The 23,211-nt window shown below is 64.4% G+C and carries 23 protein-coding genes; 13 read left to right on the top strand and 10 right to left on the bottom strand.

Annotation, left to right across the window (positions count from 1 at the left end; all coding sequences use genetic code 11):
* Positions 1–13: 13 nt before the first annotated feature.
* Positions 14–904, top strand: a complete 891-nt coding sequence (locus HAP40_RS24755) for a crotonase/enoyl-CoA hydratase family protein (RefSeq protein ID WP_166815283.1) — start codon at positions 14–16, stop codon at positions 902–904.
* A gap of 118 nt (positions 905–1,022) precedes the next feature.
* Here the strand turns inward: HAP40_RS24755 and HAP40_RS24760 are convergent, their stop codons facing one another.
* The 3 genes from HAP40_RS24760 to HAP40_RS24770 all read right to left on the bottom strand — a co-directional run bounded on the left by HAP40_RS24760 (position 1,023) and on the right by HAP40_RS24770 (position 3,446).
* Positions 1,023–2,000 (bottom strand): NADPH:quinone oxidoreductase family protein, encoded by a 978-nt coding sequence (locus tag HAP40_RS24760; protein ID WP_166815282.1) that lies wholly within the window; start codon positions 1,998–2,000, stop codon positions 1,023–1,025.
* Positions 2,000–2,608 (bottom strand): 2-hydroxychromene-2-carboxylate isomerase, encoded by a 609-nt coding sequence (locus tag HAP40_RS24765; protein ID WP_166815281.1) that lies wholly within the window; start codon positions 2,606–2,608, stop codon positions 2,000–2,002. The genes HAP40_RS24760 and HAP40_RS24765 overlap by 1 nt, the downstream gene beginning before the upstream one ends.
* A gap of 136 nt (positions 2,609–2,744) precedes the next feature.
* The gene (locus HAP40_RS24770; RefSeq protein WP_166815280.1) at positions 2,745–3,446 is read right to left on the bottom strand and encodes a glutathione S-transferase N-terminal domain-containing protein; all 702 of its coding nucleotides are present in this window, start codon (positions 3,444–3,446) and stop codon (positions 2,745–2,747) included.
* 135 nt (positions 3,447–3,581) lie between these two features.
* Between HAP40_RS24770 and HAP40_RS24775 the strand changes: the two genes are divergently transcribed.
* The gene (locus tag HAP40_RS24775; protein WP_166815279.1) at positions 3,582–4,604 is read left to right on the top strand and encodes a methionine synthase; all 1,023 of its coding nucleotides are present in this window, start codon (positions 3,582–3,584) and stop codon (positions 4,602–4,604) included.
* 15 nt (positions 4,605–4,619) lie between these two features.
* Here the strand turns inward: HAP40_RS24775 and HAP40_RS24780 are convergent, their stop codons facing one another.
* The 3 genes from HAP40_RS24780 to HAP40_RS24790 all read right to left on the bottom strand — a co-directional run bounded on the left by HAP40_RS24780 (position 4,620) and on the right by HAP40_RS24790 (position 6,681).
* Entirely contained in the window at positions 4,620–5,237 is a 618-nt protein-coding gene (locus HAP40_RS24780; RefSeq protein ID WP_166815278.1) for a hypothetical protein, read from the bottom strand.
* Positions 5,238–5,380: 143 nt separating this feature from the next.
* On the bottom strand, positions 5,381–5,908 hold the full coding sequence (gene gpt / locus HAP40_RS24785) for a xanthine phosphoribosyltransferase (RefSeq protein WP_166815277.1): 528 nt from the start codon (positions 5,906–5,908) through the stop codon (positions 5,381–5,383).
* A 35-nt stretch (positions 5,909–5,943) separates the two neighbouring features.
* A complete protein-coding gene (locus HAP40_RS24790; RefSeq protein WP_166815276.1) occupies positions 5,944–6,681 on the bottom strand; it encodes a competence/damage-inducible protein A in 738 nt (245 codons plus the stop codon).
* Between the two features lie 277 nt (positions 6,682–6,958).
* Between HAP40_RS24790 and HAP40_RS24795 the strand changes: the two genes are divergently transcribed.
* The 7 genes from HAP40_RS24795 (at position 6,959) to HAP40_RS24825 (ending at position 13,790) form a co-directional block, all read left to right on the top strand.
* Positions 6,959–8,377 (top strand): circularly permuted type 2 ATP-grasp protein, encoded by a 1,419-nt coding sequence (locus HAP40_RS24795; RefSeq protein WP_166815275.1) that lies wholly within the window; start codon positions 6,959–6,961, stop codon positions 8,375–8,377.
* Positions 8,378–8,382: 5 nt separating this feature from the next.
* On the top strand, positions 8,383–9,327 hold the full coding sequence (locus HAP40_RS24800; protein WP_166815274.1) for an alpha-E domain-containing protein: 945 nt from the start codon (positions 8,383–8,385) through the stop codon (positions 9,325–9,327).
* 102 nt (positions 9,328–9,429) lie between these two features.
* Positions 9,430–10,272: a transglutaminase family protein gene (locus HAP40_RS24805; protein ID WP_166819377.1), complete on the top strand. Its 843-nt coding sequence runs from the start codon at positions 9,430–9,432 to the stop codon at positions 10,270–10,272.
* Between the two features lie 163 nt (positions 10,273–10,435).
* Positions 10,436–11,569 carry an acyl-CoA dehydrogenase family protein gene (locus tag HAP40_RS24810; protein ID WP_246741319.1) on the top strand — a complete coding sequence of 378 codons (1,134 nt, stop codon included), beginning with the start codon at positions 10,436–10,438 and terminating at the stop codon, positions 11,567–11,569.
* 54 nt (positions 11,570–11,623) lie between these two features.
* Positions 11,624–12,031, top strand: coding sequence for a carboxymuconolactone decarboxylase family protein (locus HAP40_RS24815; protein WP_166815272.1), 408 nt, complete (start codon positions 11,624–11,626; stop codon positions 12,029–12,031).
* A 216-nt stretch (positions 12,032–12,247) separates the two neighbouring features.
* Positions 12,248–13,006 (top strand): proteasome-type protease, encoded by a 759-nt coding sequence (locus HAP40_RS24820; protein ID WP_166815271.1) that lies wholly within the window; start codon positions 12,248–12,250, stop codon positions 13,004–13,006.
* Positions 13,007–13,031: 25 nt separating this feature from the next.
* Positions 13,032–13,790 (top strand): SDR family oxidoreductase, encoded by a 759-nt coding sequence (locus HAP40_RS24825; protein WP_166815270.1) that lies wholly within the window; start codon positions 13,032–13,034, stop codon positions 13,788–13,790.
* A 4-nt stretch (positions 13,791–13,794) separates the two neighbouring features.
* Here the strand turns inward: HAP40_RS24825 and HAP40_RS24830 are convergent, their stop codons facing one another.
* Together HAP40_RS24830 and HAP40_RS24835 are read right to left on the bottom strand one after the other, a co-directional pair.
* The gene (locus HAP40_RS24830) at positions 13,795–14,574 is read right to left on the bottom strand and encodes a hypothetical protein (RefSeq protein WP_166815269.1); all 780 of its coding nucleotides are present in this window, start codon (positions 14,572–14,574) and stop codon (positions 13,795–13,797) included.
* A gap of 198 nt (positions 14,575–14,772) precedes the next feature.
* The gene (locus tag HAP40_RS24835; protein WP_414645339.1) at positions 14,773–16,011 is read right to left on the bottom strand and encodes an MFS transporter; all 1,239 of its coding nucleotides are present in this window, start codon (positions 16,009–16,011) and stop codon (positions 14,773–14,775) included.
* Between the two features lie 173 nt (positions 16,012–16,184).
* On the opposite strand from HAP40_RS24835, the gene HAP40_RS24840 reads away from it, so the two are divergent.
* Positions 16,185–17,435, top strand: a complete 1,251-nt coding sequence (locus HAP40_RS24840; protein ID WP_166815267.1) for a NupC/NupG family nucleoside CNT transporter — start codon at positions 16,185–16,187, stop codon at positions 17,433–17,435.
* A 138-nt stretch (positions 17,436–17,573) separates the two neighbouring features.
* Here HAP40_RS24840 and HAP40_RS24845 read toward each other — a convergent pair whose 3' ends face one another.
* Positions 17,574–18,119 (bottom strand): cupin domain-containing protein, encoded by a 546-nt coding sequence (locus HAP40_RS24845; RefSeq protein WP_166815266.1) that lies wholly within the window; start codon positions 18,117–18,119, stop codon positions 17,574–17,576.
* Between the two features lie 218 nt (positions 18,120–18,337).
* Here HAP40_RS24845 and HAP40_RS24850 point away from each other — a divergent pair, with 218 nt between their 5' ends.
* A complete protein-coding gene (locus tag HAP40_RS24850) occupies positions 18,338–20,467 on the top strand; it encodes a tetratricopeptide repeat protein (RefSeq protein ID WP_166815265.1) in 2,130 nt (709 codons plus the stop codon).
* Between the two features lie 7 nt (positions 20,468–20,474).
* Here HAP40_RS24850 and HAP40_RS24855 read toward each other — a convergent pair whose 3' ends face one another.
* Positions 20,475–20,762: an usg protein gene (locus HAP40_RS24855; protein ID WP_166815264.1), complete on the bottom strand. Its 288-nt coding sequence runs from the start codon at positions 20,760–20,762 to the stop codon at positions 20,475–20,477.
* A 375-nt stretch (positions 20,763–21,137) separates the two neighbouring features.
* On the opposite strand from HAP40_RS24855, the gene HAP40_RS24860 reads away from it, so the two are divergent.
* Together HAP40_RS24860 and groL are read left to right on the top strand one after the other, a co-directional pair.
* The gene (locus HAP40_RS24860) at positions 21,138–21,452 is read left to right on the top strand and encodes a co-chaperone GroES (RefSeq protein ID WP_014494241.1); all 315 of its coding nucleotides are present in this window, start codon (positions 21,138–21,140) and stop codon (positions 21,450–21,452) included.
* 45 nt (positions 21,453–21,497) lie between these two features.
* Positions 21,498–23,138: a chaperonin GroEL gene (groL, locus tag HAP40_RS24865; protein WP_060736470.1), complete on the top strand. Its 1,641-nt coding sequence runs from the start codon at positions 21,498–21,500 to the stop codon at positions 23,136–23,138.
* The last annotated feature ends 73 nt before the right edge of the window (positions 23,139–23,211 follow it).

Raw genomic sequence — 23,211 nt, forward strand, 5'->3', positions numbered from 1 at the left:
GAAGGAAACCACCATGGCGTATGAGACGATCAAATACGAGGTCGCCGAGCAGATCCTCACCATCACGCTGAACCGGCCCGACAAGCTCAACGCCTTCAACGCGCAGATGCAGAGCGAGCTGATCGACGCGTTCGACGCCGCCGACAAGGACGACAATGTCCGCGCCATCATCGTCACCGGCGCCGGCCGCGGCTTTTGCGCGGGCGCCGACCTTTCCTCCGGCGCCGACACGTTCGACCGCGATGCGCGGCGCGGGCCGGTGAAGCGTCTCGCCGACGGCAAGGTCGATTACAGCGATCCGCAAGTGCGCGACGGCGGCGGCCAGGTGACCTTGCGCATCTTCAAGTGCCTCAAGCCCGTCATTGCCGCGGTGAACGGCCCGGCTGTTGGCATCGGCGTCACCATGCAGCTCGCGATGGACATCCGCATCGCCTCGGATGCCGCGCGGTTCGGCTTCGTGTTCTCCCAGCGCGGCATCGTGCCCGAGGCCGCCTCGAGCTGGTTCCTGCCGCGCATCGTCGGCATCTCGCAGGCGCTGGAATGGTGCTATTCCGGCCGCGTCTTCCCGGCGCAGGAAGCGCTTGCCGGGCGCCTCGTCAGCAAGGTTGTCGCGCCAGACGATCTGCTCCCCACAGCCCGCGCGCTCGCCAAGGAATTTGCGGCGAAGACCGCGCCGGTCTCGGTGGCGCTGATCCGCCAGATGATGTGGCGCATGATGGGCGCCGACGATCCGATGGAGGCCCACAAGGTCGACAGCCGCGGCATCTATGCCCGCGGCCGCTCGGAGGACGTGAAGGAAGGCGTGGTGTCGTTCCTGGAGAAGCGTCCGGCGCAGTTCAAGAACAAGGTGTCCAGCGACATGCCGGACTATTTCCCGTGGTGGACGGAGCGGGAGTACAAGTGAGGTTCGCGTAGGGTGGGCAAAGCGAAGCGTGCCCACGTTCTTTCGCGATCATCAAGAGATGGTGGGCACGGCGCAAGAGCGCCTTTGCCCACCCTACGGCACCGTCATCGCGGCTTGCTTACTCCATCACCAGCGCGACGCGCCCGATCGCCTTGCGGTCGAGCAACAGCCGCATGGCCTTGGCATAGTCCGCCAGCGGCAGGCGGTGCGAGACGTTGGGGCGCAGCTTGCCTTCCTCCGCCCACCGCAAGAGCGCCTTCAGGCGCACCTCGCCGAGCGCGGGATTTTTCCGCACCGCTTCGCCGGCGCGCACGCCCAGCACGCTGGCGCCCTTGATCAGCAAGAGGTTGGTCTTGGCCGAGCCGATGCCGCCGGTGAAGCCGATCACGAGCAGCCGCGCGCCCCAGGCGATACAGCGCATCGAATCCTCGAACACCTGGCCACCGACCGGATCGAACACGACGTCCGCACCGCGGCCGTCGGTGATGCGCTTGACGGCATCACGGAACGGCTCGCGGTCATAGCGCACGAGATGATCGGCGCCGCGCGCCTTTGCGATGGCCAGCTTCTCATCACTGGAGGCGGTCGCGATCACGACCGCACCCAGCATCTTGCCGATCTCGACGGCGGCAAGGCCGACGCCGCCACCGGCGCCATGCACCAGCAGCACCTCGCCCGGCTCGACCCGGCCACGATCGATCAGCGCATGATAGGCCGTGCCGTGGCCGGCGAGATAGGTCGCGGCCTCCGCATAGTCGAACGTCGACGGCATCGGGGTCAGTTGCGCGGGCGTGACGACCGCTTCATCCGTGAATGCGCCATGGCGCATCTTGACGATGACCTTGTCGCCAACGGCAACGCCGCTCGCCTCCGCGCCGACCTCCGTGACATCGCCGGCGGCTTCCATGCCCGGCGTGAACGGCAGCTCCGGCTTGAGCTGATACTCGCCCGCGGCCATCAGCACGTCGGGAAAATTCAGCCCGGCAGCGCGGATCGCGACGCGGACCTCGCCCGGCCTCAGAGCCCGCGACGGAAACTCTTCCAGCCGCAATGTCTCGGGCGCCCCGAGTTCGCGGCAGATGACGGCGCGCACCATCAGGCTGCACTCGCCTTGCGGCGCTTCAGCGCCTCGCGGATCAGCGGCAGGCGGTCGTTGCCGAAATACATGTCGGTCTTGCCGACGAAGATGGTCGGCGAGCCGAAGCCGCCGCGCGCGACGACCTCTTCCGTATTCGCCTTGAGCTGGTCCTTGATGCCCTGCTCTGCGATGCCGGCGAAGAACTTCTGCTCGTCGATACCCACCTTCCTGCAGATTTCGGCCAGCACTGCGTCCTGCGAGATGTCCTTGTCCGCACCCCAATAGGTCTCGAACACGGCGGTAGCGAACGGCACCATGTCCTTGCCAAGCCAGATGCAGCCGCGCATCGCCTTGACGCTGTTCACGGGAAACACCGTCGGCGGCATCTTGATCGCAAGGCCGGCCGAACGCGCCCAGTCCTCGAGATCCTTCTTCATGTAGCGCGCTTTCAGCGGTACCGGCTTCTCCCGCTGCGCATAGACGCTCGGATTGACGGTGTTGAAGATGCCGCCGACCAGGATCGGCCGCCAGACGATCTCCTCACCGAGCTCTTTCGCGAGCGGCTGGATGTTGTGGAAGGCGAGATAAGTCCAGGGGCTGGAACAGTCGAAGAAAAATTCGATCATGGGGTTCCCTTTGTCGAGTTTGTCCCGCTCTTTCCCCGTCATTGCGAGGAGCGGAGCGACCAAGCAATCCAGCGTGTTTCCACGGAACCAGTCTGGATTGCTTCGCTTCGCCCGCAATGACGGCGGGGCGAGCAGCCTATTTCCTGCCCAGCACTTCCTTCGCACGCTGGCCGAACATGATCTTGCGTGATTCCTCGTCGAACGGCTCCTTGACGAATTTTCCGATCGCAAGGCCCGCCTGCACCTGCGGCCGGGCACGCACCTCGGCATACCAGCGCTTCACGTTCGGATAGTCGTCGAGTGTGAAGCCTTGCGCCTTGTGGGTCATGGTCCAGGGAAAGCAGGCGATGTCGGCGATTGAGTAGTTGCCGGCGATATAGGCGCCGGTCTTGCCGAGCTGCCGGTCGAGCACGCCGTAGAGCCGCGCCGCCTCGTCGCGGTAGCGCTCGATCGCATAGGGGATTTTCTCTGCCGCATAGAGCGCGAAATGACCGTGCTGCCCGAGCATCGGCCCGAGACCAGCCATCTGCCACATCACCCATTGGATCGTGGTCGAGCGGCCGCGCAGGTCCGCCGGCAGGAACCGGCCGGTCTTCTCCGCCAGGTAGATCAGAATAGCGCCGGTCTCGAATGCCGAGAACGGGGCACCGCCATCAGCGGGCGCGTGGTCGACGATCGCAGGGATGCGATTGTTCGGGGAGATCGCCAGAAATTCGGGGCTGAATTGCTCGCCAGCGCGGATGTTGACGGGCTTCACCGTGTAGGCAAGCCCGAGCTCCTCCAGCATGATCGAGACTTTCCAGCCATTCGGCGTCGGCGCGTAATAGAGGTCGATCATGACCTTTCCTTCGGACCTTTCCTTTGGGCCTTCCCTGTCGTCGCCGCTGGAATAGAAAGCGACTTTTGTTGTTCTGTACCTCGACGTTAAGACATGGCAGGAAGGGGCGCAACACAACCTGCCGGGAGGGCCGCCATGCTGTTTCCAACCACGATCGCCGGCTCCTTGCCGAAGCCGGAATGGCTTGCCGAGCCCAACATGCTGTGGGCGCCCTGGAAGTCGCAAGGCGAGGAGCTTCTCCGTGCCAAGCGCGATGCGACGTTGCTCGCCGTGAAAGTCCAGGAGGATGCCGGCATCGACATCGTCACCGAGGGCGAGCAGGCCCGCCAGCATTTCGTGCACGGCTTCCTGGAGAAGGTCGAAGGCATCGACTTCGCCCACAAGGTCGAGATGGGCATCCGCAAGGACCGCTACAAAGCGATGGTGCCGCAGGTGGTCGCTCCGCTCCGGCTCAAGGGCCGCGTTCATGCGGACGAGGCACGCGTTGCGCGCTCGCACACCCAGAAGAAGCTGAAATTCACCCTGCCCGGCCCGATGACCATCATCGACACGATCGCGGACCGATACTATGGCGACCGCGTGAAGATGGCCTTTGCCTTCGCCGAGCTCCTCAACGAAGAGGCCAAGGCGCTGCAGGCCGACGGCGTCGATCTCGTGCAGTTCGACGAGCCCGCCTTCAACGTCTACATGGACGAGGTCAACGACTGGGGCATCAAGGCGCTGGAGCGCGCGGCGCAGGGCCTGACCTGCACCACCGCCGTGCACATCTGCTACGGCTATGGCATCAAGGCCAACACCGACTGGAAGGAGACGCTCGGGAACCAGTGGCGGCAGTACGAGCAGATCTTCCCGGCGATCGACGCCAGCCCGATCCAGCAGGTCGCGATCGAGTGCCGCAATTCGAAGGTGCCGCTCGACCTGTTGGCGCTGCTCAAGACCAAGATCGTGCAGGCCGGCGTGATCGACGTCGCCAGCGACACGGTAGAGACGGCCGAGGACGTCGTGAAGGTGATCGACGCCGTGTCGAAATTCGTCCCCAAGACCAATATCATCGCCACCACCAATTGCGGCATGGCGCCGATGCGCCGCGAGATCGCCGAGGCCAAGCTGATGGCGCTCGGCGCAGGTGCGGCGCTCGCGCGCGAGAAGCTGGGGTGACCGGCAACGGACGCGCTAGGGCAACGCCGTCGGATGCAGCACTGGCGAATAGCCCGCGTTTAAGGTGCGCAGCGTCGAGGGCGGCGTCAGCAGCGCCGCCTTGTCAGGCTCACGCTCGACCGCACTATAGCCCGCCGGCGACCACAGCAGCGCCCTTCCCTGCGTGACCAGGAAGCTCTCCTCTCCCTGCTGAACCATCGCACCTACGGGAAGCTGCTCGAGCGGCATGAGCAGTGCGTGCAGCCGTTTCTCGCCGTGATCGAGCCGCTCGTGATGCAACACCGTGTCGATATCGTGCATGCGGACACCTTGCACGCGATTGCCCTTTTCCCAAGCGGCCCGGAATAGATTGGCATCGTCGCGGCGGCAATAGAAGCAGGGGCGATGGCCGGCGGCAAGCGCAGTGGCCTCGTCCAGGAAGAACAGCTCGGTCCAGCTCCGCTGCGCCATCACCTCGCGCCGGCGGCCGCGGAATTCGCAGGTACAAGTGAGCCAGGCCGGCGACGACCAGCGCTTCCTCAGCAGCGTCTTCGTGGCCGGATCATGGATGATGCCGCGATTGCCGGTGAACAGGCCGCGATGCGGCGTGGCGATGATGTCGCCGGTTGGCGTGACGCGGTTTTGCAGGGGCATGGCTGCCTCCACCCGTCATTATGAGGAGCGAAGCGACGAAGCAATCCAGACTGACTCCGCGGATACCTTTCTGGATTGCTTCGCGGAGCCTGTCATCGGGCCGCGCGTCGCGCGGGCCTGTTGGCTCGCAATGACGGGGATGGTCACGCCGCCCCGTCGCGCAGCGGCGGGTGGTAGGACAGCGCGGTGTCCCAGGGGAAGAAGATCCAGGTGTCCTGCGACACCTCCGTGATGAAGGTATCGACCAGCGGACGACCCATCGGCTTGGCGTAGACCGTGGCGAAATGCGCATCGGGCAGCATCTCGCGCACCAGCTTGCCGGTCTTGCCGGTGTCGACGAGGTCGTCGACGATGAGCAGGCCCTTGCCGGTGCCGCCGCCGAGTTGCATCGCCGCCTCGGAAATGCCCTTGAGGACCTGGAGCTCGCCCTGCTTGTCGTGGTCGTAGCTGGCGATGCAGACCGTATCGATGACGCGCACACCAAGCTCGCGCGCAACGATCGCGGCCGGCACCAGGCCGCCGCGTGTGATTGCGATCACCGCATGGAACGGGCCGACCTCGTTGAGCCGCCAGGTCAGCGCCCGGCAGTCCCGGTGGAACTGGTCCCACGAGACCGGGAAGGCCTTGCCGGCCCGCTCCTGCGCGCTGAGTTCCGGTGCTTCACCCGCCATTGCCGTCTCCTGCTTCGTCCGTCGACCGTCAGGTGCTAACGGCTGACGTTCAATCCCGCCAGCATTTCCTTCACCGCCGCCATGGCGGATGCGAGCTTCTCCGCATCGCGCGAACGCACCACGAGATTTGTGTTCGGCTTCTGCTCCTCGTCCATGAATGGATAGCTGCCGATGATGGTGTCGGGGTGGGCTTCGGCGATCGCGCGCAGCGGGCTGCCGATGTCGCCCTCCCGCGCATTGGCGCGGACCGATTCGGACAGCATGCGCACGCCCGATTTCAGCTTGGGCGAGACGATGTCCATCATCGCCTGCATGATCGAGGGCACGCCGGCCATCACGATGACATTGCCGATCTTGAAGCCGGGGGCGAGGATGGTCGCGCTCTGGATCAGCTCGGCACCGTCGGGGATGCGGGCCATGCGCAGCCGAGCCTCGTTGAGGTCCTGCTCGCTCCAGCGCTCGCGGAAGCGTGCAACCACCTCCGGGTGATGATCGATGCCGACGCCGAACGCCTTGGCGACGCTGTCGGCGGTGATGTCGTCATGGGTCGGGCCGATGCCTCCTGTCGTGAAGACATAAGTGTAGCGATGCCGCAGCGCATCCAACGCGGCGATGATGTCGGCCTCGTCGTCGGAGACGACCCGGACCTCCTTCAGGTCGATGCCGATATTGGTCAGATATTCGGCGATGAAGCCGATGTTCTTGTCCTTGGTCCGGCCGGACAGGATTTCGTCCCCAATGACCAGAATGCCCGCCGTGACGATCTCGCTCATAAAACTGTCCCTCACCTGTGGCGCCGACTTTGCCGAGGTAACGCGTTGAAGTCACGCGGTTTTGCTGCCGAAATAAGCAGTCCTCAGCCATTTTTTCAGGCACGCCGCCGGCCATCCCCGGCAATTGCCCATCCTCCATGCTTATCGCGCTGGCCCGCCCCTTGCTACCACATGAAAGTCATGCACTCTTGCCGCATGGCCACAGGACGTTGCGGTCTTCACCAAGCCTCGCGGACTGTCCAATGGTGCAACGCGTTGCGGAGACAAGTCGGTATCTATGGCAGTCGCGTTTGATGAAATGAATATTCCCGGCGGGGACCTTCGCCCCGCCTATCAGGAGCTGGCGCGCTGGCTCAAGGAGACGCCACCCGAGGCGCTCGAATATCGCCGCCAGGAAGCCGAGCTCCTGTTCCGCCGCATCGGCATCACCTTCGCCGTCTACGGCGATTCAGAATCCACCGAACGCCTGATCCCCTTCGACGTGGTCCCGCGGATCATGTCCGGCAAGGAATGGGCGCTGCTGGAGAAGGGCCTGAAGCAGCGCGTGCGCGCGCTGAACATGTTCCTGCGCGACATCTATCACGGCCGCGACATCCTGCGCGCCGAGATCGTGCCCGACGACCTGATCTTCCAGAACCCGGTCTTCCGTCCCGAGATGAACGGCCAGCAGGTGCCGCACGACGTCTACGTGCACATCGCCGGCATCGACATCGTCCGCGTCGATGCCGAAGACTTCATCGTGCTGGAGGACAACGCCCGCACGCCCTCGGGCGTGTCCTACATGCTGGAAAACCGCGAGATCATGATGCGGCTGTTTCCGGACCTGTTCGCCCGCCACAAGGTGGCGCCGGTCGAACGCTATCCGGACGAGCTGCTCGCCGCGCTGCGCTCGGTCGCGCCGCAAAGCGCATCCGGCGAGCCGACGGTCGCCTTGCTCACGCCCGGCGTCTACAACTCGGCCTATTACGAGCACTCCTTCCTTGCCGACAAGCTCGGTATCGAGCTGGTCGAGGGCCGCGACCTCATCGTCAAGAACAACGAAGTGTTCATGCGAACGACCGAGGGGGTCAAACGGGTCGACGTGATCTATCGCCGCGTCGACGACGACTTCCTCGATCCCCTCACCTTCCGCCCCGATTCCGTGCTCGGCGTGCCCGGCCTGATGTCGGCCTATGCGGCCGGCAACATCACGCTCGCCAACGCCGTCGGCACCGGCATCGCCGACGACAAGGCGATCTACTCCTACATGCCCGACATCGTGAAGTTCTATCTCGGCGAAGAGCCGATCCTGAAGAACGTCCCGACCTGGCGCTGCCGCGAGCCGAAGGACCTCGCCTACGTGCTGGACAATCTCGGCGAACTCGTCGTCAAGGAAGTGCATGGCTCGGGCGGCTACGGCATGCTGATCGGCCCCGCCGCGACGAAAGCGACCATCGAGGCCTTCCGCGAGAAGCTCAAGCGCGAGCCGGAAGGTTTCATCGCGCAGCCGACGCTGGCGCTCTCGACCTGCCCGACCTGCACGGCGTCAGGGCTTGCGCCGCGCCATGTCGATCTGCGGCCCTTCGTGCTCACCGGCAGCAAGCGCACCACCATCGTGCCGGGCGGGCTGACCCGCGTCGCGCTGAAGGAAGGCTCCCTGGTGGTGAATTCGAGCCAGGGCGGCGGCACCAAAGACACCTGGATCCTGGACGAGTAGAGCGAATGCTGTCGCGTACCGCCGAAAACCTCTACTGGCTCGCCCGCTACGTCGAACGGGCCGAGTACCTCGCGCGCACCATCGATGCGACCTTGCGCGTCACCGCACTTCCCGCCGCCTATGTCGGCAAGACCAACGAGTGGGATTCGGCGCTGCTCACCGCCGGCGTCGCCGGCAGCTTCTATCAGCAATATGAGGAAGCCAACGAGCACAACGTCGTCGATTATCTCTCGTTCTCGGCGGACAATCCGTCCTCGATCAGGAACTGCATCGAGGCGGCGCGGCTGAATTCGCGCTCGGTGCGCACCGCTCTCACCAGCGAGATGTGGGACACCATCAACTCGGCCTGGATCGAGCTCCAGGCCGTCTGGAGCAAGGGCACCTCCACGCGCGAGGATCTCGCGAAGTTCCTGCGCTTCGTGCAGGAGACCTCGCTGCGCTTCGACGGCTCGGCCTACCGGACCATGCTGCGCAACGACGCCTACTGGTTCTCGCGGATGGGCGTGCATCTGGAGCGCGCCGACAACACCGCGCGCATCCTCGATGTGAAGTATCACGTGCTCTTGCCCGAGGAAGAACATGTCGGCGGACCGCTCGACTTCTATCAGTGGAGCTCGATCCTGCGATCGGTCTCGGCGCTGACCGCCTATCACTGGGTGTATCGCGAGACGCTGAAGCCGTGGCTGATCGCGGATTTGCTGATCCTGAACGACACGCTGCCGCGCTCGCTCGCAAGCTGCTACGGCAATCTCGTGCGCAACCTCGACCAGATCGGCGTCGCCTATGGCCGCCAGGGCCCGGCCCAGCGCCATGCCCGCGGCATCCGCAACCGGCTGGAACACAGCAATATGAACGACATTTTCCAGCATGGCGTGCATGAATTCATTCAGGAATTCATTGCCGACAATTCCAGGCTGGGCGAAATCATCACGAAGCAGTATTTGATCTGACCTTCGGTCATTCCGGGGCGGGCGTCAGCACCGAACCCGGAATCTCGAGATTCCGGGTCTGGTCCTTCGGACCATCCCGGAATGACGGAGCAAGTTACCACCATGCGCCTGCGAATCCAGCACACCACGACCTATCGCTACGAGCCGCCGGCCACCAGCGTGATCCAGATCTTGCGCATGACGCCCGGCAGCCATGACGGGCAATATGTGGCGGACTGGCAGATCGACGTCTCGACCGACACCAAACTCGACACCCACGAGGACGCGTTCGGCAACGTCACCCATGTGCTGTCCTGCGGACCCGTCGGCGACATCAAGATCATCGCCGAGGGCCTGATCGAGACCCACGACACCGGCGGCGTGCTGCGCGGCACGGACGAGCGCTTTCCGGCCGGCATGTTTCTGCGCCCGACCGACCTCACCTCGGTCAATCCGGCGATGCTGGCGGTTGCGCGCCAGCTGCGCAGCGAGTCCGAGAGCGACACGCTCGGCTTCCTGCACACGTTGATGACCGAGATCGGCGATCACATGACCTTCGACGAGGACCCGACCAACAGCGGGACCTCGGCGGCCGAGGCGTTCGCCCTCAAGCGCGGCGTCTGCCAGGACTACGCGCATATCTTCATCGCCTGTGCGCGCAGCGGCGGCGTGCCGGCGCGTTTCGTCTCCGGGCACTTCCTGCGTTCGGACGGCACGGTGCACCAGGACGCCGGCCACGCCTGGGCCGAGGCCTATGTGCCCGATCTGGGCTGGGTCGGCTTCGATCCCGCCAACAGCATCTGCGCCACCGACGCCCATGTCCGCGTCGCGATCGGGCTCGACTATCTCGGCGCCGCGCCCGTGCGCGGCACCCGCTATGGCGGCGGCACCGAGACGCTGACGGTCGCGGTCAAGGTCGAGCAGGCCGGCCGCGGCGGGCAGTCGCAATCGCAGCGACAGAGCTAGAAGCAGCGTTACAGCTGTAATCGGCGACCGCCGCGCTGAAACCACTCCGTAGCGCGGCACCTCCAATTCCTGTTGCGATCCGTCCTTGCAACAGAGGTTGAGACAGATGCGGCTTCAAGAAAGACTCAGCGACCACTTCGCACTGCGCGATCCCCATACAGCCATGCTCGTGGGCATCCGGGAGTTGGCTCCAGAGATCACGGCACGCGCCGCCGAGATCGAAGCTGCGCGCCGTGTCCCGCCTGACCTCGTGGACCGGTTGCGGTCGATCGGGCTGTTTCGGATGTTCGTCCCGAGGAGCCACGGCGGGCTGGAGTTCGATCTTCCGGCCGGAATGGAGGTCATCAGGGCACTGACCCGCCTCGACGGCTCGATCGGCTGGATTTCGATTGTCGGCGGTGTCGGCGCGCTTTTCGCCGCCGCGGCACGCCCTGAATTGTATCAGAAAATGTATCAGGACGGACCTGATGTCGCGATCTGCGGCTCCTCGCAGCCGGCCGGAACGGCGGAGCGCGTGTCGGGCGGCTATCGCGTCAAGGGCCGGTGGCCGTTTGCCAGCTCTTGCACGCATGCCGACTGGATCGGCGGATTCTGCATCGTCACCGAAAATGGCAAGCCCGTCCCCGGCCCGCACGGCAAGCCGCAGGTTCGCGCCGTGGCGCTGCCGGCGCGCGACTGGGAGATCGAGGACACCTGGCACGCCGCCGGGCTCAAGGGCACCGGCAGCCATCACATCACGCTTCATGAGAGGCTGGTTCCTGAGATCCATATCTTCGATCTCGAAGCAGCCCCCCGCCTGTCCGGTCCGCTCTATCAGGCGCTACGGCAATGGCTGCCATTGCTTCACGGCACATTTTCGGTGGGGCTCGCCGAAGGTACGTTCGATGACCTGCTCGCGCTGGCCCATACCGGGCGGCAGCAACTATATGCGACCACGTCGATGCGGGACTCCGAGGTCTTCCAGTACGAGGTGGGGCGGATTTCTGCCGACCTCAGCGCCGCGCAGGCCTTTCACGAAGTCCAGGTCGCCAGCCACTGGCGCCGCGCACTGGCCGGCACGTTGAACGACGAAGATCTCTTGATCGAGAGCGCGAGATCCGCAGTCTGGCTGGCCACGACCTGCGTCGGCATCGCAGACGCGAGTTTCGCGCTTGCCGGAAGCAGTGCGGTCTACGACAGCTCGCCGCTGCAGCGTCGCCTGCGCGACCTTCATATCGGCGCACAGCACGCCCATGCACAGCAAAGGCAGTATGTCGATGTCGGCAAGCTGGCCTTGCGCCGCTCGGCCGAACTCTGACCACATCGGCCGTGCTACACTTACGGGATCAGACCCGACCCTGCGAGGTACCCCATGGCGACTGTGAAACTGCTTTCGGATGACGAGCTCTCCAGCGAGGCCCGCGCCGTCTTCGACGATATCCGCAAGGTGCGGAAATCGGATTTCGTCAATAATTTCTGGCGCGCGCTGGCGCATGATCCGAAGACGCTGCGGCGGACCTGGGAAAGCATCAAGGAGGTGATGGCTCCCGGCACGCTCGATCCCAAAGTCAAGGAGATGCTCTATGTCGCGGTTTCGATCGCGCATGGCTGCAGCTACTGCATCCATTCGCACACCGCCGCCGCACGGGCCAAGGGCATGAGCGAAGCCGAATATGGCGAGCTGCTCGCCATCGTCGGCATGGCCGCGGAAACGAACCGGCTGGTCACCGCGCTCGGCGTACCCGTCGATGAGGCATTCCTCGTCGACGCCGCGGATTGAGCTGGGTAGTCGCAGCGGCAAAACTCAGATGTCATTCCGGGGCGCGACGAAGTCGCGAGCCCGGAATCCATTCATCCACCAACTCTGCGGCCCAATGGATTCCGGGCTCGCGCTGCCGCGCGCCCCGGAATGACGGCCTTGCCCCCGGGAATCGGGGGTTGGACCGGCCCCCGAAATTGGCTAGTAATTCCGCGCAAACGCGTTCGGGGACGGGAAATGACCTATTGTTGCGGAATCCTGGTTCGGGACGGTCTGGTGATGATCGCCGATACCCGCACCAACGCCGGTCTCGACAACGTCTCGACCTTCCGCAAGCTGCACATCTTCTCCAAGCCCGGCGAGCGCATCATGGCGATCGCGAGCGCCGGCAATCTCGCCATCAGCCAGTCGGTGCTGTCGACGCTGACCGAAGGCCTGGAGGATCCCAACACGGGCGAGATCGAGACGCTGATGAACGCGCCGACCATGTTCCAGGCCGCCCAGCGCATCGGCCGGGCGATCCGTGCGGTGCACGCGACCGAAGGGCCGGCGCTGAAATCCGAGGACGTCTCCTTCGACGTCTCCTTCCTGTTCGGCGGCCAGATCAAGGGTTCCCGGATGCGCCTGTTCATGATCTACACCGCCGGCAATTTCATCGAATGCACCACCGACACGCCGTACTTGCAGATCGGCGAGCACAAATACGGCAAGCCGGTGCTCGACCGGGCCATGCATTACGACGTCGAGCTCTATGAGGCGCTGAAGACCGGCCTGATCTCGATGGACTCGACCATGCGCTCCAACCTCGGCGTCGGCCTGCCGATCGACGTGCTGGTGGTGCGGAGCGATGCCTGCGATGCCGATCTCAACCATCGCATCGAGGCCGGCGAGCCCTATTTCCACGATCTGCGCTCGCGCTGGTCGGCGGCGCTGCGCGCCGCGCATCAGAACATCCCGCGGCCGCCCTACAAGAACGAAAAAGAATCCAAAACCTGACAGCTAAGAGAAAAGGCGGGAAACGATGAGCGAAGCAAAGAAGATCGCACTGGTGACGGGCGCCGGCACCGGCGTCGGGCGCGCGGCGTCGCTGGCGCTGATGAACACCGGCTTCACGGTGGTGCTCACAGGGCGCCGGCTCGACATGCTCGAGGAGACGGCGAAGCTCGGCCCCGCCGGCAAAAGCCTCTGCGTCACCGCCGACATGACCAAGCCGGATTCGATCGCCGCGCTGTTTGACAAGGTGAAGGCGACCTACGGCCGGCTCGATGTGCTGTTCAACAATGCCGGCATGGGCGCCCCCGCCGTGAACTTCGAGGACCTCAGCCTCGAGCAGTGGCAGGCGGTGGTGAACACCAACCTCACCGGCCCGTTCCTGTGCACCCAGCACGCCTTCCGCATCATGAAGGGCCAGACCCCGCGCGGCGGCCGCATCATCAACAACGGTTCGATCTCGGCGCATGCGCCGCGACCGTTCTCGGCGGCCTACACCTCGACCAAGCACGCCATCACCGGCCTGACCAAGGCTTCGAACCTCGACGGCCGCATGTACGACATCGCGGTCGGCCAGGTCGACATCGGCAATGCCGCAACGCCGATGACCGACCGCATGGTCAACGGCCCCGGCGTGCTGCAGCCCGACGGCACCACCAAGCACGAGCCGCGCATGGACGCCAAGGCGGTTGGCGATGCCGTCGCCTACATGGCCGGCCTGCCGCTGGACGCCAACGTGCTGACCATGACGGTGATGGCGACCAAGATGCCGTTCGTGGGGCGGGGCTGAACCGTTATTGGGCCTTGCCTAACGCTTCCGACACGAGATGAAGCCCGCGATCCTTGGCCGCGATCAACCGTCGTTGAAATGCGGCCAAGGTTGCCTCTTGGCTGTCGGGCGCAAGATCGCCGGCCAGGGCAGCGAAGTGACTGTCGGCCTCGTCAAAGCGGCCGAGGCGCCGTAGCATCTCGCCGGCCAGAAGCCGATCGGCGACGCGCGCTTCCGCGCTCCTCGTCGTGTCGACAACGTCCGCCGCCAGCCGGGCCAGCAGTTCACTTGCATAGCGAGTGTAGCGTTCGCCGGTCGTGCCCTCGGCCATCAGGTGCCGGACGAGATCGCGAGCATCCTTCGCAGAAATGCCGGGCGTGTTCGCGCGGATGCGCTCGCCAAGCTCGGTCCGCCCGGCCTCCCACGTTGCCTGCAGCAACAAGTTCGATACTTCCGCGTGAGAGGCCCCTGTGCGCTCCATGATCCAGGAGGCGCGGTAGTAAGGCGCCTCGCTCCTGATGGCTTGAAACTCCGCTGACAGGATCAAAGGCCGAAGCCGCTCCAGTTCGTCGTCCTCGTACTTCGCCTTGACGAAAACAAACCCGTTCGTGGGACAACTCGCCAGCGGCCAGGGACTTTCAATGGCGCCGACCGGCATCCCATCGAGCTGCTTGCCGAAAGAGGTGCCGGAATTTTGCGCATTGAAGGTGAATTTGACGCCGTCATAGGGACAGGTCATTTCGACCGTGCTTCTGGTCATCGCCTGAGCGGTGAGCGCGCCATTGGCCAGAGCGAACCACGCCAAGACTAACAATCGTGACCGCTGGCCCATCTTCCCCTCTATTTCAAGTAGAGACCGATCCTTCGGACCAACTTGCCGTCGGGATTGCGCCGTTCGTGTGGCAATGCTGAAAGCGGCAAAAGCGAAGCAATCGAGACTGCCGTCGCGGCATGATACTGGGTTGCTTCGCTGCGCTCGCAATGACCGCGCAGAGACCTTCCCCTACTCCAGGCTCTCCACCTGACGCAGGCTTGGGAAGAGCTTCATCCAGAGCAGCGCGATGCCGACAGTGGCAACGCCGCCGAGCACGGCGGCCGGCATGGCGCCGAGCAGCGCGGCTGCGACCCCGCTCTCGAACTGGCCGAGCTGGTTCGAGGCGTTGATGAACAGGAAATTGACCGCGCCGACCCGGCCGCGCATCTCGTCGGGCGTTGCCAGCTGCACCAGCGAGAAGCGGATCACGACGCTGATCGTGTCGGCCGCGCCGAGCACGGCGAGCGCGAGCACCGACAGCCACATCCAGGACGACAGCGCGAACACGATGGTGGCGAGGCCGAATACGATCACGGCCTGGAACATGCGCAGGCCCACATGACGCGAGATGGCGTGGCGCGCCAGCACCATGGTCATCAGAAGCGCGCCGACCGCGGGCGCGGCACGCAGCACGCCGAGCCCGACCGGGCCGGTCTGGAGGATGTCGCGGGCATAGATCGGCAGCAGCGCGGTAACGCCGCCGAACAGCACCGCGAACAGATCGAGCGAGATGGTGCCGAGGATCGCGGGGTTGCTGCGGATGAAGCGGACGCCGGCAAAGATATTGTCCGAGCTCGTCCCCTCCCTGGCAATGGCCTGCGGTCGCGGGCGAATGAAGCCGGTCAGGATCATTCCAAAGATCCAGAACAGCACCATCACCGCATAGGCGAGATGCGGCGCCACCGCGTAGGCAAGGCCGCCGAGGGCCGGTCCCGTGATCGTCGCGACCTGTGCCGCGCCGCTGGAGACCGCGGTGGCGCGCTGGAGCGAGCCCTGCGGCGCGATCAGCGGCAGCAGAGCCGCCGTGGTCGGGCTTTCGAAGGCACCCGCAATGCCGAGCACGAAGGTCGCGATGAAGATCTGCACCTCGCTGACTGCGCCGAGATAGGTAATCACGGCGAGATAGAGCGCGGTCGCGGCTTCCGCGAGCTGGCAGAGCTGGACGACGCGCTTGCGCTCAAAGCGGTCGGCGGCATGGCCGGCGACGAACACCAGGAGCGCGGTGGGGAGGAACTGCACGAGGCCGACCATGCCGAGGTCGAAGGCCGAGCCGGTGAGATCGTAGATCTGCCACCCGATCGCGACCGCCGCGATCTGGCTGGAAAAGCGCGACAGGCTGCGCGACAGCAGGAAGAACAGGAACGCCCGGTGTGAGAGGAGCACGCGGGCACTGACCGGCGGATGTCCGGACATTGGCTGCTCTGGCATCGCCTGTTGGATCGTCTTTTGGGTCACCCTCGGACCGTCCGCGCCCTGATCTCGACGTGCCCCCGCGTGGCTGAGGCGGCCCGGCTTGTCAACAGCGGAGCGCCTCCCACATCTCCCGGCATTGCCTTTGCCTCGCAGGCGCGGCCATAATCATTGGGGGTTTTGGGGACATCATGCTGCGCCTGCAATCGGCACTCGGCATTTTCGCATTGCTGCTGATCGCCTTCGCGCTCGCAGAGAACCGGCGCGCCGTTTCGCTGCGGCAGGCGGCGATCGGCCTCGTCGCCACCTTTGTGACCGCGATCGTCCTCCTCAAGCTGCCGATCGTCGCGCGCGCCTTCGGCGCCATCAACGAGGCGGTCGGCGCGATCTCGGCCGCCTCGCGCGCCGGCTCCTCGTTCGTGTTCGGCTATGTCGGTGGCGGCACCCTGCCCTTCGATCTGAAAGTGCCGGGCGCCGATTTCATCCTGGCGTTCCAGGCGCTACCGATCGTGCTGGTGATGAGCGTGCTGACGACGCTGCTGTTCTACTGGCGGGTGCTGCCGCCGGTCGTGCGCGGCATGGCCTGGCTGCTCGAGCGCACATTAGGGGTGGGCGGCGCCGTGGGGTTGTCGACCGCCGCCAACATCTTCCTCGGCATGGTCGAGGCGCCGCTGTTCGTGCGGCCGTACCTGGCGCAGATGACGCGCAGCGAATTGTTTCTGGTGATGACCGGCGGCATGGCCGGCATCGCCGGCACCGTGCTGGTGCTCTATGCGACGTTCCTTGCTCCCCTCATCCCGGATGCCGCCGCGCATTTCGTCATCGCCTCGGTGCTGGGCGCACCGGCTGCGATCCTCGTCAGCCTGATCATGGTCCCCGAAACCTCCGACAAGCGCACCAGCGGTGCGCTGGAAGACCCCGAAATGGAGGTCTCCGGCACGATGGATGCGATCGTGAAGGGCACCAGCGCGGGGATTGAGCTCCTGATCAACATCGTCGCGATGCTGCTGGTGCTGGTGGCGCTGGTCTATCTCGTCAACGCCATGCTCGGCCTCTTGCCGGATGTCGGCGGCGCCGCAATCTCGTTGCAGCGCCTGCTTGGTCTCGTGATGGCGCCGGTGTGCTGGCTGATGGGGCTGCCGTGGGATCAGGCCGTCACGGCCGGCAGCCTGATGGGCACCAAGACCGTGCTCAACGAATTGATCGCTTATGTCGACTTCTCGAAGCTGCCGCCCGAGGCGCTCGATCCGCGCTCGCGCCTGATCATGCTCTACGCGATGTGCGGCTTCGCCAATTTCGCCAGCCTCGGCATCATGATCGGCGGCCTGGGAGTGATGGCGCCGGAGCGGCGCGAGGAGATCAACGCGCTCGGCCTGAAGTCGATCGTGTCGGGAACGCTGACGACGTGTCTGATGGGCGCGGTGGTGGGGGTATTGACGTAGGCTCTTTCTGCTCGTCATTCTGGGGGGCGCCGCGAAGCGGCGAACTATGATGCGCAATCGCGCATCTGAGAATCCATCGGGCCGCGATATGTGAGGCGAAATGGATTCCGGGCTCGCGCTACGCGCCCCGGAATGACATCAGGCCTTCAACTCCACCGTCCTGAACTCCGCCGGCAGGATCACCTCGAGCAGCTCGACGTCATCCGAATAGTCCAGGATCATGTGCTTGATCTTCGGCGGCTGGGTCCAGGTACTGCCTTCCTTCATCAAGGTTTCGCCCTGCCCGTCCATGTAGGTCTTCACCCATCCCTTGAGCACATAGACCATCTGGAACTCGACGTCGTGGAAGTGCAGTTTCGACACTTCGGCCGGATTGCAGGGGCCCTGCAGGCGAATCACATGCGCTTGCGCGAGGCCGTGGCTCGCCTCGGCGATGCCGAGGTCGCGGTACTTTGCGTAAGTGCGCAGGCCGTCCGCTTTGAAGTCCTCTTCGCGATGATGACTGACCGCGATGCGCTGCTTCGGTCGAGCGAGTTTTTTCGGCGCGCTCTTGGCGGGCGCGGTGCGCGCCTTCGCCTTCACCGCCTTGCGTGCCGAGGATCGCGCCGCGGCCTTGGCACCGCTGCGCTTCTTCACCGCGGTCTTCGTTGCGGGTCTTGATGCCTTTGCCTTTTGCCTGGCCATTGTCTGCCTCCCTGATCTGAGCCGCGCCCACCGGATGGGTGCAACCCGAAGACAGACTATCCAGTCTTGGACGAGGCAGCAATTGCAGCGCTTTGGGATTGTCACGCGACGCCCCATCGGCTGTAGCTTGCCCCAGGCTGTCGTGGCGAGCGGCCGTCGTCTCGTATTGGTTCTCATGCTGAATTAATGTCGCCCCGAGATTCTGGGGGAATTGATCCATGGGCAACAGCGTAGGTCAGCGTGCATTTCAAAAGGCCCGGCTTGAGAAACGGCAAAAAGCCGAAGTCCTGCCAATGCTCGGGCACGCGCTCCAGCTGCACAAGATGGGGCTCCTCCCCGAGGCCCAGACGGCCTATCGGCAACTCCTGCAGCTCGCGCCCAACCAATTCATCGCGCTGCATATGCTCGGCACCTTGGAGTCCGATGCCAAAAACTACCAGCAAGCCGAAATCCTGCTGAGCCGGGCGGTTGCCGTGGATCCGCGATCTGCCGATGCTCATATGAGCCTGGGCGTCGCGCTCAACGGGCAGCGACGTCACGAGGAGGCCTGCGCGAGCTATCGCAAAGCCCTCGCCTTGCGGCCCAACCACGCAACAACCCTGTCCAATCTCGGTAACGCGAGTGTGGCCCTCGACCTTCACGAGGAGGCGCTCCACAGCTACGACAAGGCGCTCGCCCTCGACGCAAGGCTTGCCGAAGCCCACAACGGCCGGGGTTGGGCGCTCTGCCGTCGGCGCAATTATGACGAGGCTCTCGCAAGCTTGAACCGCGCGCTGTCGATCAAGCCCGACTATCCCGCGGCGCTGGCGAACCGCGCGGCCGCGTTGCGGGAACTTCAGCGATTTGACGAAGCCTTGGCAGACGGCAATCGGGCAATCGCGCTGGCCCCCGACGACGCGAATGGATGGCTCGCACGGGCCAGCGTCCTGCTCCAGATCCAGCAGATTGCCCAGGCATCACACGATTGCGAGCAGGCCCTCGTGATCGCTCCCGATTCCATTCAAGCTCACCTGGTGCTGGGCCTTTGCCTCGCCGGACTTGGCCGGGTCGACGAAGCCCTCGCCAGTTTCGACAGAGCCCTCGACATCCAGCCTGATCTCCAGAGCGCGATCTCCAACAAGATATTCACGCTCGATTTTGCGGGGGATGCCACCGTTGAGCGGCATCAGCAGGCGCGGCATATGTGGTGGGAGCGTGTCGGCGCGAAGATCGCATCAGGAGCGGCGGGAGCGCATGACAACAGCCGCGACCCGGATCGCCGTCTGGTGCTCGGCTATGTCTCGTCGGATTTCAACGCGCATTCGGCCGCGTTGATTTTCAAGCCGGTCCTTCAACACCGTGACCGGGCACAGTTCGAGATCGTGTGCTACGCCTGCTCGTCGAAAGTGGACGCTACGACCGGCGAATTTCGCGAGATCGCCGATCGCTGGCGCGACGCCTCGCAATGGACCGAGGATCGCCTCGCCGCCGAGATCCGCGCCGACGGCATCGACATCCTGATCGACCTGTCCGGCCATACCAGAGGGAACCGGCTCGGCGTGTTTGCGCGCAAGCCGGCACCGATCCAGGTCCATGGTTGGGGCCACGGTACCGGCACCGGACTGCCGACGATCGATTACCTGTTCTCGGACCCCGTCGCGATTCCGCCCGAGGTTCGGCATCTGTTTGCGGAGACCGTCGTCGACCTGCCGTGCTTTGTGACGCTGGCGCCGCTGCCGGCCGGGATTGCGCGGGCGCAGACGCCGGCGATTTCGAACGGCTTCGTTACATTCGGCGTCTTCAACCGCATCAGCAAGATTTCGGACGACGCAGCGCAAGTCTGGTCCAGCATTCTCGAGCGGGTGCCGGGTTCGCGACTGCTGATCAAGGATGTTGCGCTGGACGACCGATTGGTCCGCGAGAATTTGCTGGCGCGGTTCGAGGCTTGCGGATTGCCGGCCGAACGCGTCGATCTGCTCGGCGCCACCTTGCGAAGCGAACATCTGGCGACGTTCAATCGCGTCGATATCTGCCTCGACCCGTTCCCGCAGAATGGTGGCGTCAGCACATGGGAAGCCCTGCAGATGGGCGTGCCGGTGGTCGCGAAACTCGGCAACAGCCTGCCCAGCCGTGCTGCCGGCTCCATCCTCACGGCGCTTGGCCTCCCGGACTGGGTCACGGATAGCCCTGAGGCGTATATCGAAATTGCAACGCGCCGAGCCTCGCAGATCAGCGAGCTCGACAAGTTGCGGCTCGAATTGCCCGACAAGATTCGCACCGCAGCCGCCAGCAACCCCGTCTCATACGGGCGAGCGGTGGACGACGCCTATCGCGCGATGTGGAAACGCTATTGCAACGGCGGCGTCTGACTCCGCCTCAATGCAGTCGGAACACGCCGTCCACGGCGCGCAGCTCGGCCGGCTTGATCAGCTTGCAATGCGCCACGGTGACCGAATGGAGGGGGCCATCGAGCTTCTCCTGCCAGAATGCCAGGAAATCCTTCAGCGCCGGAAATTTCGGAAACATGTCGTAGTTCTGCCAGACGTAGGTCTGGAGCAGCGAGGGATGATCCGGCATGCGGTAGAGAATTTGTGCCGTCGTCAGCCCGTAACCCAGCATCTGTTTCCGGAAGTCATCGGAAACGCCCCCACTCCGCAGTGCCATGCCAACCTCCTTTGCAGGAGCGCATTCTGGGGGTGGCTTGATCCGGTACTCCTTACGAGCCACCCGGCAACGATGCGCTCACAGAGAAATGTGACGCAAACTGACAACTCATCTCAAGCCCAAAAGTTTAACAAGCTGTTGAAATTCAATGCGTTAGCAGCAGATGACAGACCGTGCTAATACGGGCGCGGCCCAAGTTAACGATGGAAAAGAGATTCTGGCAGTCCGCGCTTCCGGGTGCTGATTTTTCTGCTAGAAGCCCTTGCCCCCGCAAAATTCCTGTCCTATTTCAACCTCGCTCGTGCTAGCACTCGCGGGCTTCGATTGCTAACAATCCAAAAATCCTCAACTCGTGCAAATGTTTAGGAGGACTGCATGAAATTCCGTCCGCTTCACGACCGCGTCGTGGTCAAGCGCATCGACGCAGAAGAGAAGACCGCTGGCGGCATCATCATTCCCGACACTGCCAAGGAAAAGCCCTCCCAGGGTGAAGTCGTCGCCGTCGGCCCCGGTGGCCGCGACGAAGCCGGCAAGCTGATCCCGATCGACCTGAAGGTCGGCGACCGCGTGCTGTTCGGCAAGTGGTCCGGCACCGAGGTCAAGATCGACGGCGTCGATCTCCTGATCATGAAGGAAAGCGACATCATGGGCGTCCTCGACGTCCCCGCTTCCAAGAAGAAGGCGGCCTAAGAGCCCCCTCTCCCTCCAGTCAACATCATCCAAGGAAAATTCCAGATGGCAGCCAAAGAAGTCAAATTCTCGGTTGAAGCGCGCGACAAGATGCTGCGCGGCGTCGACGTTCTCGCCAACGCGGTGAAGGTCACGCTCGGTCCGAAGGGCCGCAACGTCGTGCTCGACAAGTCGTTCGGCGCTCCCCGCATCACCAAGGACGGCGTCACCGTCGCCAAGGAGATCGAGCTCGACGACAAGTTCGAGAACATGGGCGCCCAGATGGTGCGCGAAGTCGCTTCCAAATCCGCTGACGCGGCCGGCGACGGCACCACCACCGCCACCGTGCTGGCCCAGGCGATCGTGAAGGAAGGCGCCAAGTCGGTCGCCGCCGGCATGAACCCGATGGACCTCAAGCGCGGCATCGACCTCGCGGTCGAGGCTGTGGTTGCGGACCTCCAGAAGAACTCCAAGAAGGTCACCTCGAACGACGAGATCGCCCAGGTCGGCACCATCTCGGCCAACGGCGACCAGGAGATCGGCAAGTTCCTCTCCGATGCCATGAAGAAGGTCGGCAACGAGGGTGTCATCACCGTCGAGGAAGCCAAGTCGCTCGAGACCGAGCTCGACGTCGTCGAGGGCATGCAGTTCGACCGCGGCTACATCTCGCCCTACTTCGTCACCAACGCCGACAAGATGCGCGTTGAGATGGACGACGCCTACATCCTCATCAACGAGAAGAAGCTCTCCTCGCTGAACGAGCTGCTGCCGCTGCTCGAGGCCGTGGTGCAGACCGGCAAGCCGCTGGTCATCGTCGCCGAGGACGTCGAAGGTGAAGCCCTCGCCACCCTGGTCGTGAACCGTCTGCGCGGCGGCCTCAAGGTCGCGGCCGTCAAGGCGCCGGGCTTCGGCGATCGCCGCAAGGCCATGCTGCAGGACATCGCGATCCTGACCGGCGGCCAGGCGATCTCGGAAGACCTCGGCATCAAGCTCGAGAACGTCACGCTCAACATGCTCGGTCGCGCCAAGAAGGTGATGATCGACAAGGAGAACACCACGATCGTCAACGGCGCCGGCAAGAAGGCCGACATCGAGGCGCGCGTGGCCCAGATCAAGGCGCAGATCGAGGAGACCACCTCGGACTACGACCGTGAGAAGCTCCAGGAGCGTCTCGCCAAGCTCGCGGGCGGCGTCGCGGTGATCCGCGTCGGCGGCGCGACCGAGGTCGAGGTGAAGGAGCGCAAGGATCGCGTTGATGACGCGATGCATGCGACCCGCGCGGCCGTGGAAGAAGGCATCGTCCCGGGCGGCGGCGTGGCCCTGCTCCGTGCCTCCGAGCAGCTCAAGGGCCTGCGCACCAAGAACGACGACCAGAAGACCGGCGTCGAGATCGTGCGCAAGGCGCTGTCGGCGCCCGCTCGCCAGATCGCGATCAACGCCGGTGAAGACGGCTCGGTGATCGTCGGCAAGATCCTGGAGAACAAGGCCTACAATTACGGCTTCGACTCCCAGACCGGCGAATATGCCGACCTCGTCAAGAAGGGCATCATCGACCCGACCAAGGTGGTTCGCACCGCGATCCAGAACGCAGCCTCGGTTGCGGCTCTGCTGATCACCACGGAAGCCATGGTCGCCGAGCTGCCCAAGAAGGGCGGCGCCGGCCCCGCGATGCCTCCGGGCGGCGGCATGGGCGGCATGGACTTCTAAGGTCCAACCACCTCGAGAACTACGAAACCCCGGCAGCGATGCCGGGGTTTTTGTTTTCAGTATCCAACCACCG

Source organism: Bradyrhizobium sp. 1(2017) (assembly GCF_011602485.2).
GTDB lineage: Bacteria > Pseudomonadota > Alphaproteobacteria > Rhizobiales > Xanthobacteraceae > Bradyrhizobium.

Bases quoted from the DNA above. Each gene is read 5' to 3' on its own strand.
- HAP40_RS24780 (WP_166815278.1), bottom strand. From the start codon at position 5,237: ATGCCCCTGCAAAACCGCGTCACGCCAACCGGCGACATCATCGCCACG.
- HAP40_RS24765 (WP_166815281.1), bottom strand. From the start codon at position 2,608: ATGATCGAATTTTTCTTCGACTGTTCCAGCCCCTGGACTTATCTCGCC.
- groL (WP_060736470.1), top strand. From the start codon at position 21,498: ATGGCAGCCAAAGAAGTCAAATTCTCGGTTGAAGCGCGCGACAAGATG.
- HAP40_RS24825 (WP_166815270.1), top strand. From the start codon at position 13,032: ATGAGCGAAGCAAAGAAGATCGCACTGGTGACGGGCGCCGGCACCGGC.
- HAP40_RS24850 (WP_166815265.1), top strand. From the start codon at position 18,338: ATGGGCAACAGCGTAGGTCAGCGTGCATTTCAAAAGGCCCGGCTTGAG.
- HAP40_RS24755 (WP_166815283.1), top strand. From the start codon at position 14: ATGGCGTATGAGACGATCAAATACGAGGTCGCCGAGCAGATCCTCACC.
- HAP40_RS24840 (WP_166815267.1), top strand. From the start codon at position 16,185: ATGCTGCGCCTGCAATCGGCACTCGGCATTTTCGCATTGCTGCTGATC.
- HAP40_RS24860 (WP_014494241.1), top strand. From the start codon at position 21,138: ATGAAATTCCGTCCGCTTCACGACCGCGTCGTGGTCAAGCGCATCGAC.
- HAP40_RS24810 (WP_246741319.1), top strand. From the start codon at position 10,436: ATGCTCGTGGGCATCCGGGAGTTGGCTCCAGAGATCACGGCACGCGCC.
- HAP40_RS24790 (WP_166815276.1), bottom strand. From the start codon at position 6,681: ATGAGCGAGATCGTCACGGCGGGCATTCTGGTCATTGGGGACGAAATC.
- HAP40_RS24770 (WP_166815280.1), bottom strand. From the start codon at position 3,446: ATGATCGACCTCTATTACGCGCCGACGCCGAATGGCTGGAAAGTCTCG.
- HAP40_RS24805 (WP_166819377.1), top strand. From the start codon at position 9,430: ATGCGCCTGCGAATCCAGCACACCACGACCTATCGCTACGAGCCGCCG.
- HAP40_RS24795 (WP_166815275.1), top strand. From the start codon at position 6,959: ATGGCAGTCGCGTTTGATGAAATGAATATTCCCGGCGGGGACCTTCGC.
- HAP40_RS24845 (WP_166815266.1), bottom strand. From the start codon at position 18,119: ATGGCCAGGCAAAAGGCAAAGGCATCAAGACCCGCAACGAAGACCGCG.
- HAP40_RS24855 (WP_166815264.1), bottom strand. From the start codon at position 20,762: ATGGCACTGCGGAGTGGGGGCGTTTCCGATGACTTCCGGAAACAGATG.
- HAP40_RS24800 (WP_166815274.1), top strand. From the start codon at position 8,383: ATGCTGTCGCGTACCGCCGAAAACCTCTACTGGCTCGCCCGCTACGTC.
- HAP40_RS24815 (WP_166815272.1), top strand. From the start codon at position 11,624: ATGGCGACTGTGAAACTGCTTTCGGATGACGAGCTCTCCAGCGAGGCC.
- HAP40_RS24775 (WP_166815279.1), top strand. From the start codon at position 3,582: ATGCTGTTTCCAACCACGATCGCCGGCTCCTTGCCGAAGCCGGAATGG.
- gpt (WP_166815277.1), bottom strand. From the start codon at position 5,908: ATGGCGGGTGAAGCACCGGAACTCAGCGCGCAGGAGCGGGCCGGCAAG.
- HAP40_RS24820 (WP_166815271.1), top strand. From the start codon at position 12,248: ATGACCTATTGTTGCGGAATCCTGGTTCGGGACGGTCTGGTGATGATC.
- HAP40_RS24760 (WP_166815282.1), bottom strand. From the start codon at position 2,000: ATGGTGCGCGCCGTCATCTGCCGCGAACTCGGGGCGCCCGAGACATTG.
- HAP40_RS24835 (WP_414645339.1), bottom strand. From the start codon at position 16,011: ATGCCAGAGCAGCCAATGTCCGGACATCCGCCGGTCAGTGCCCGCGTG.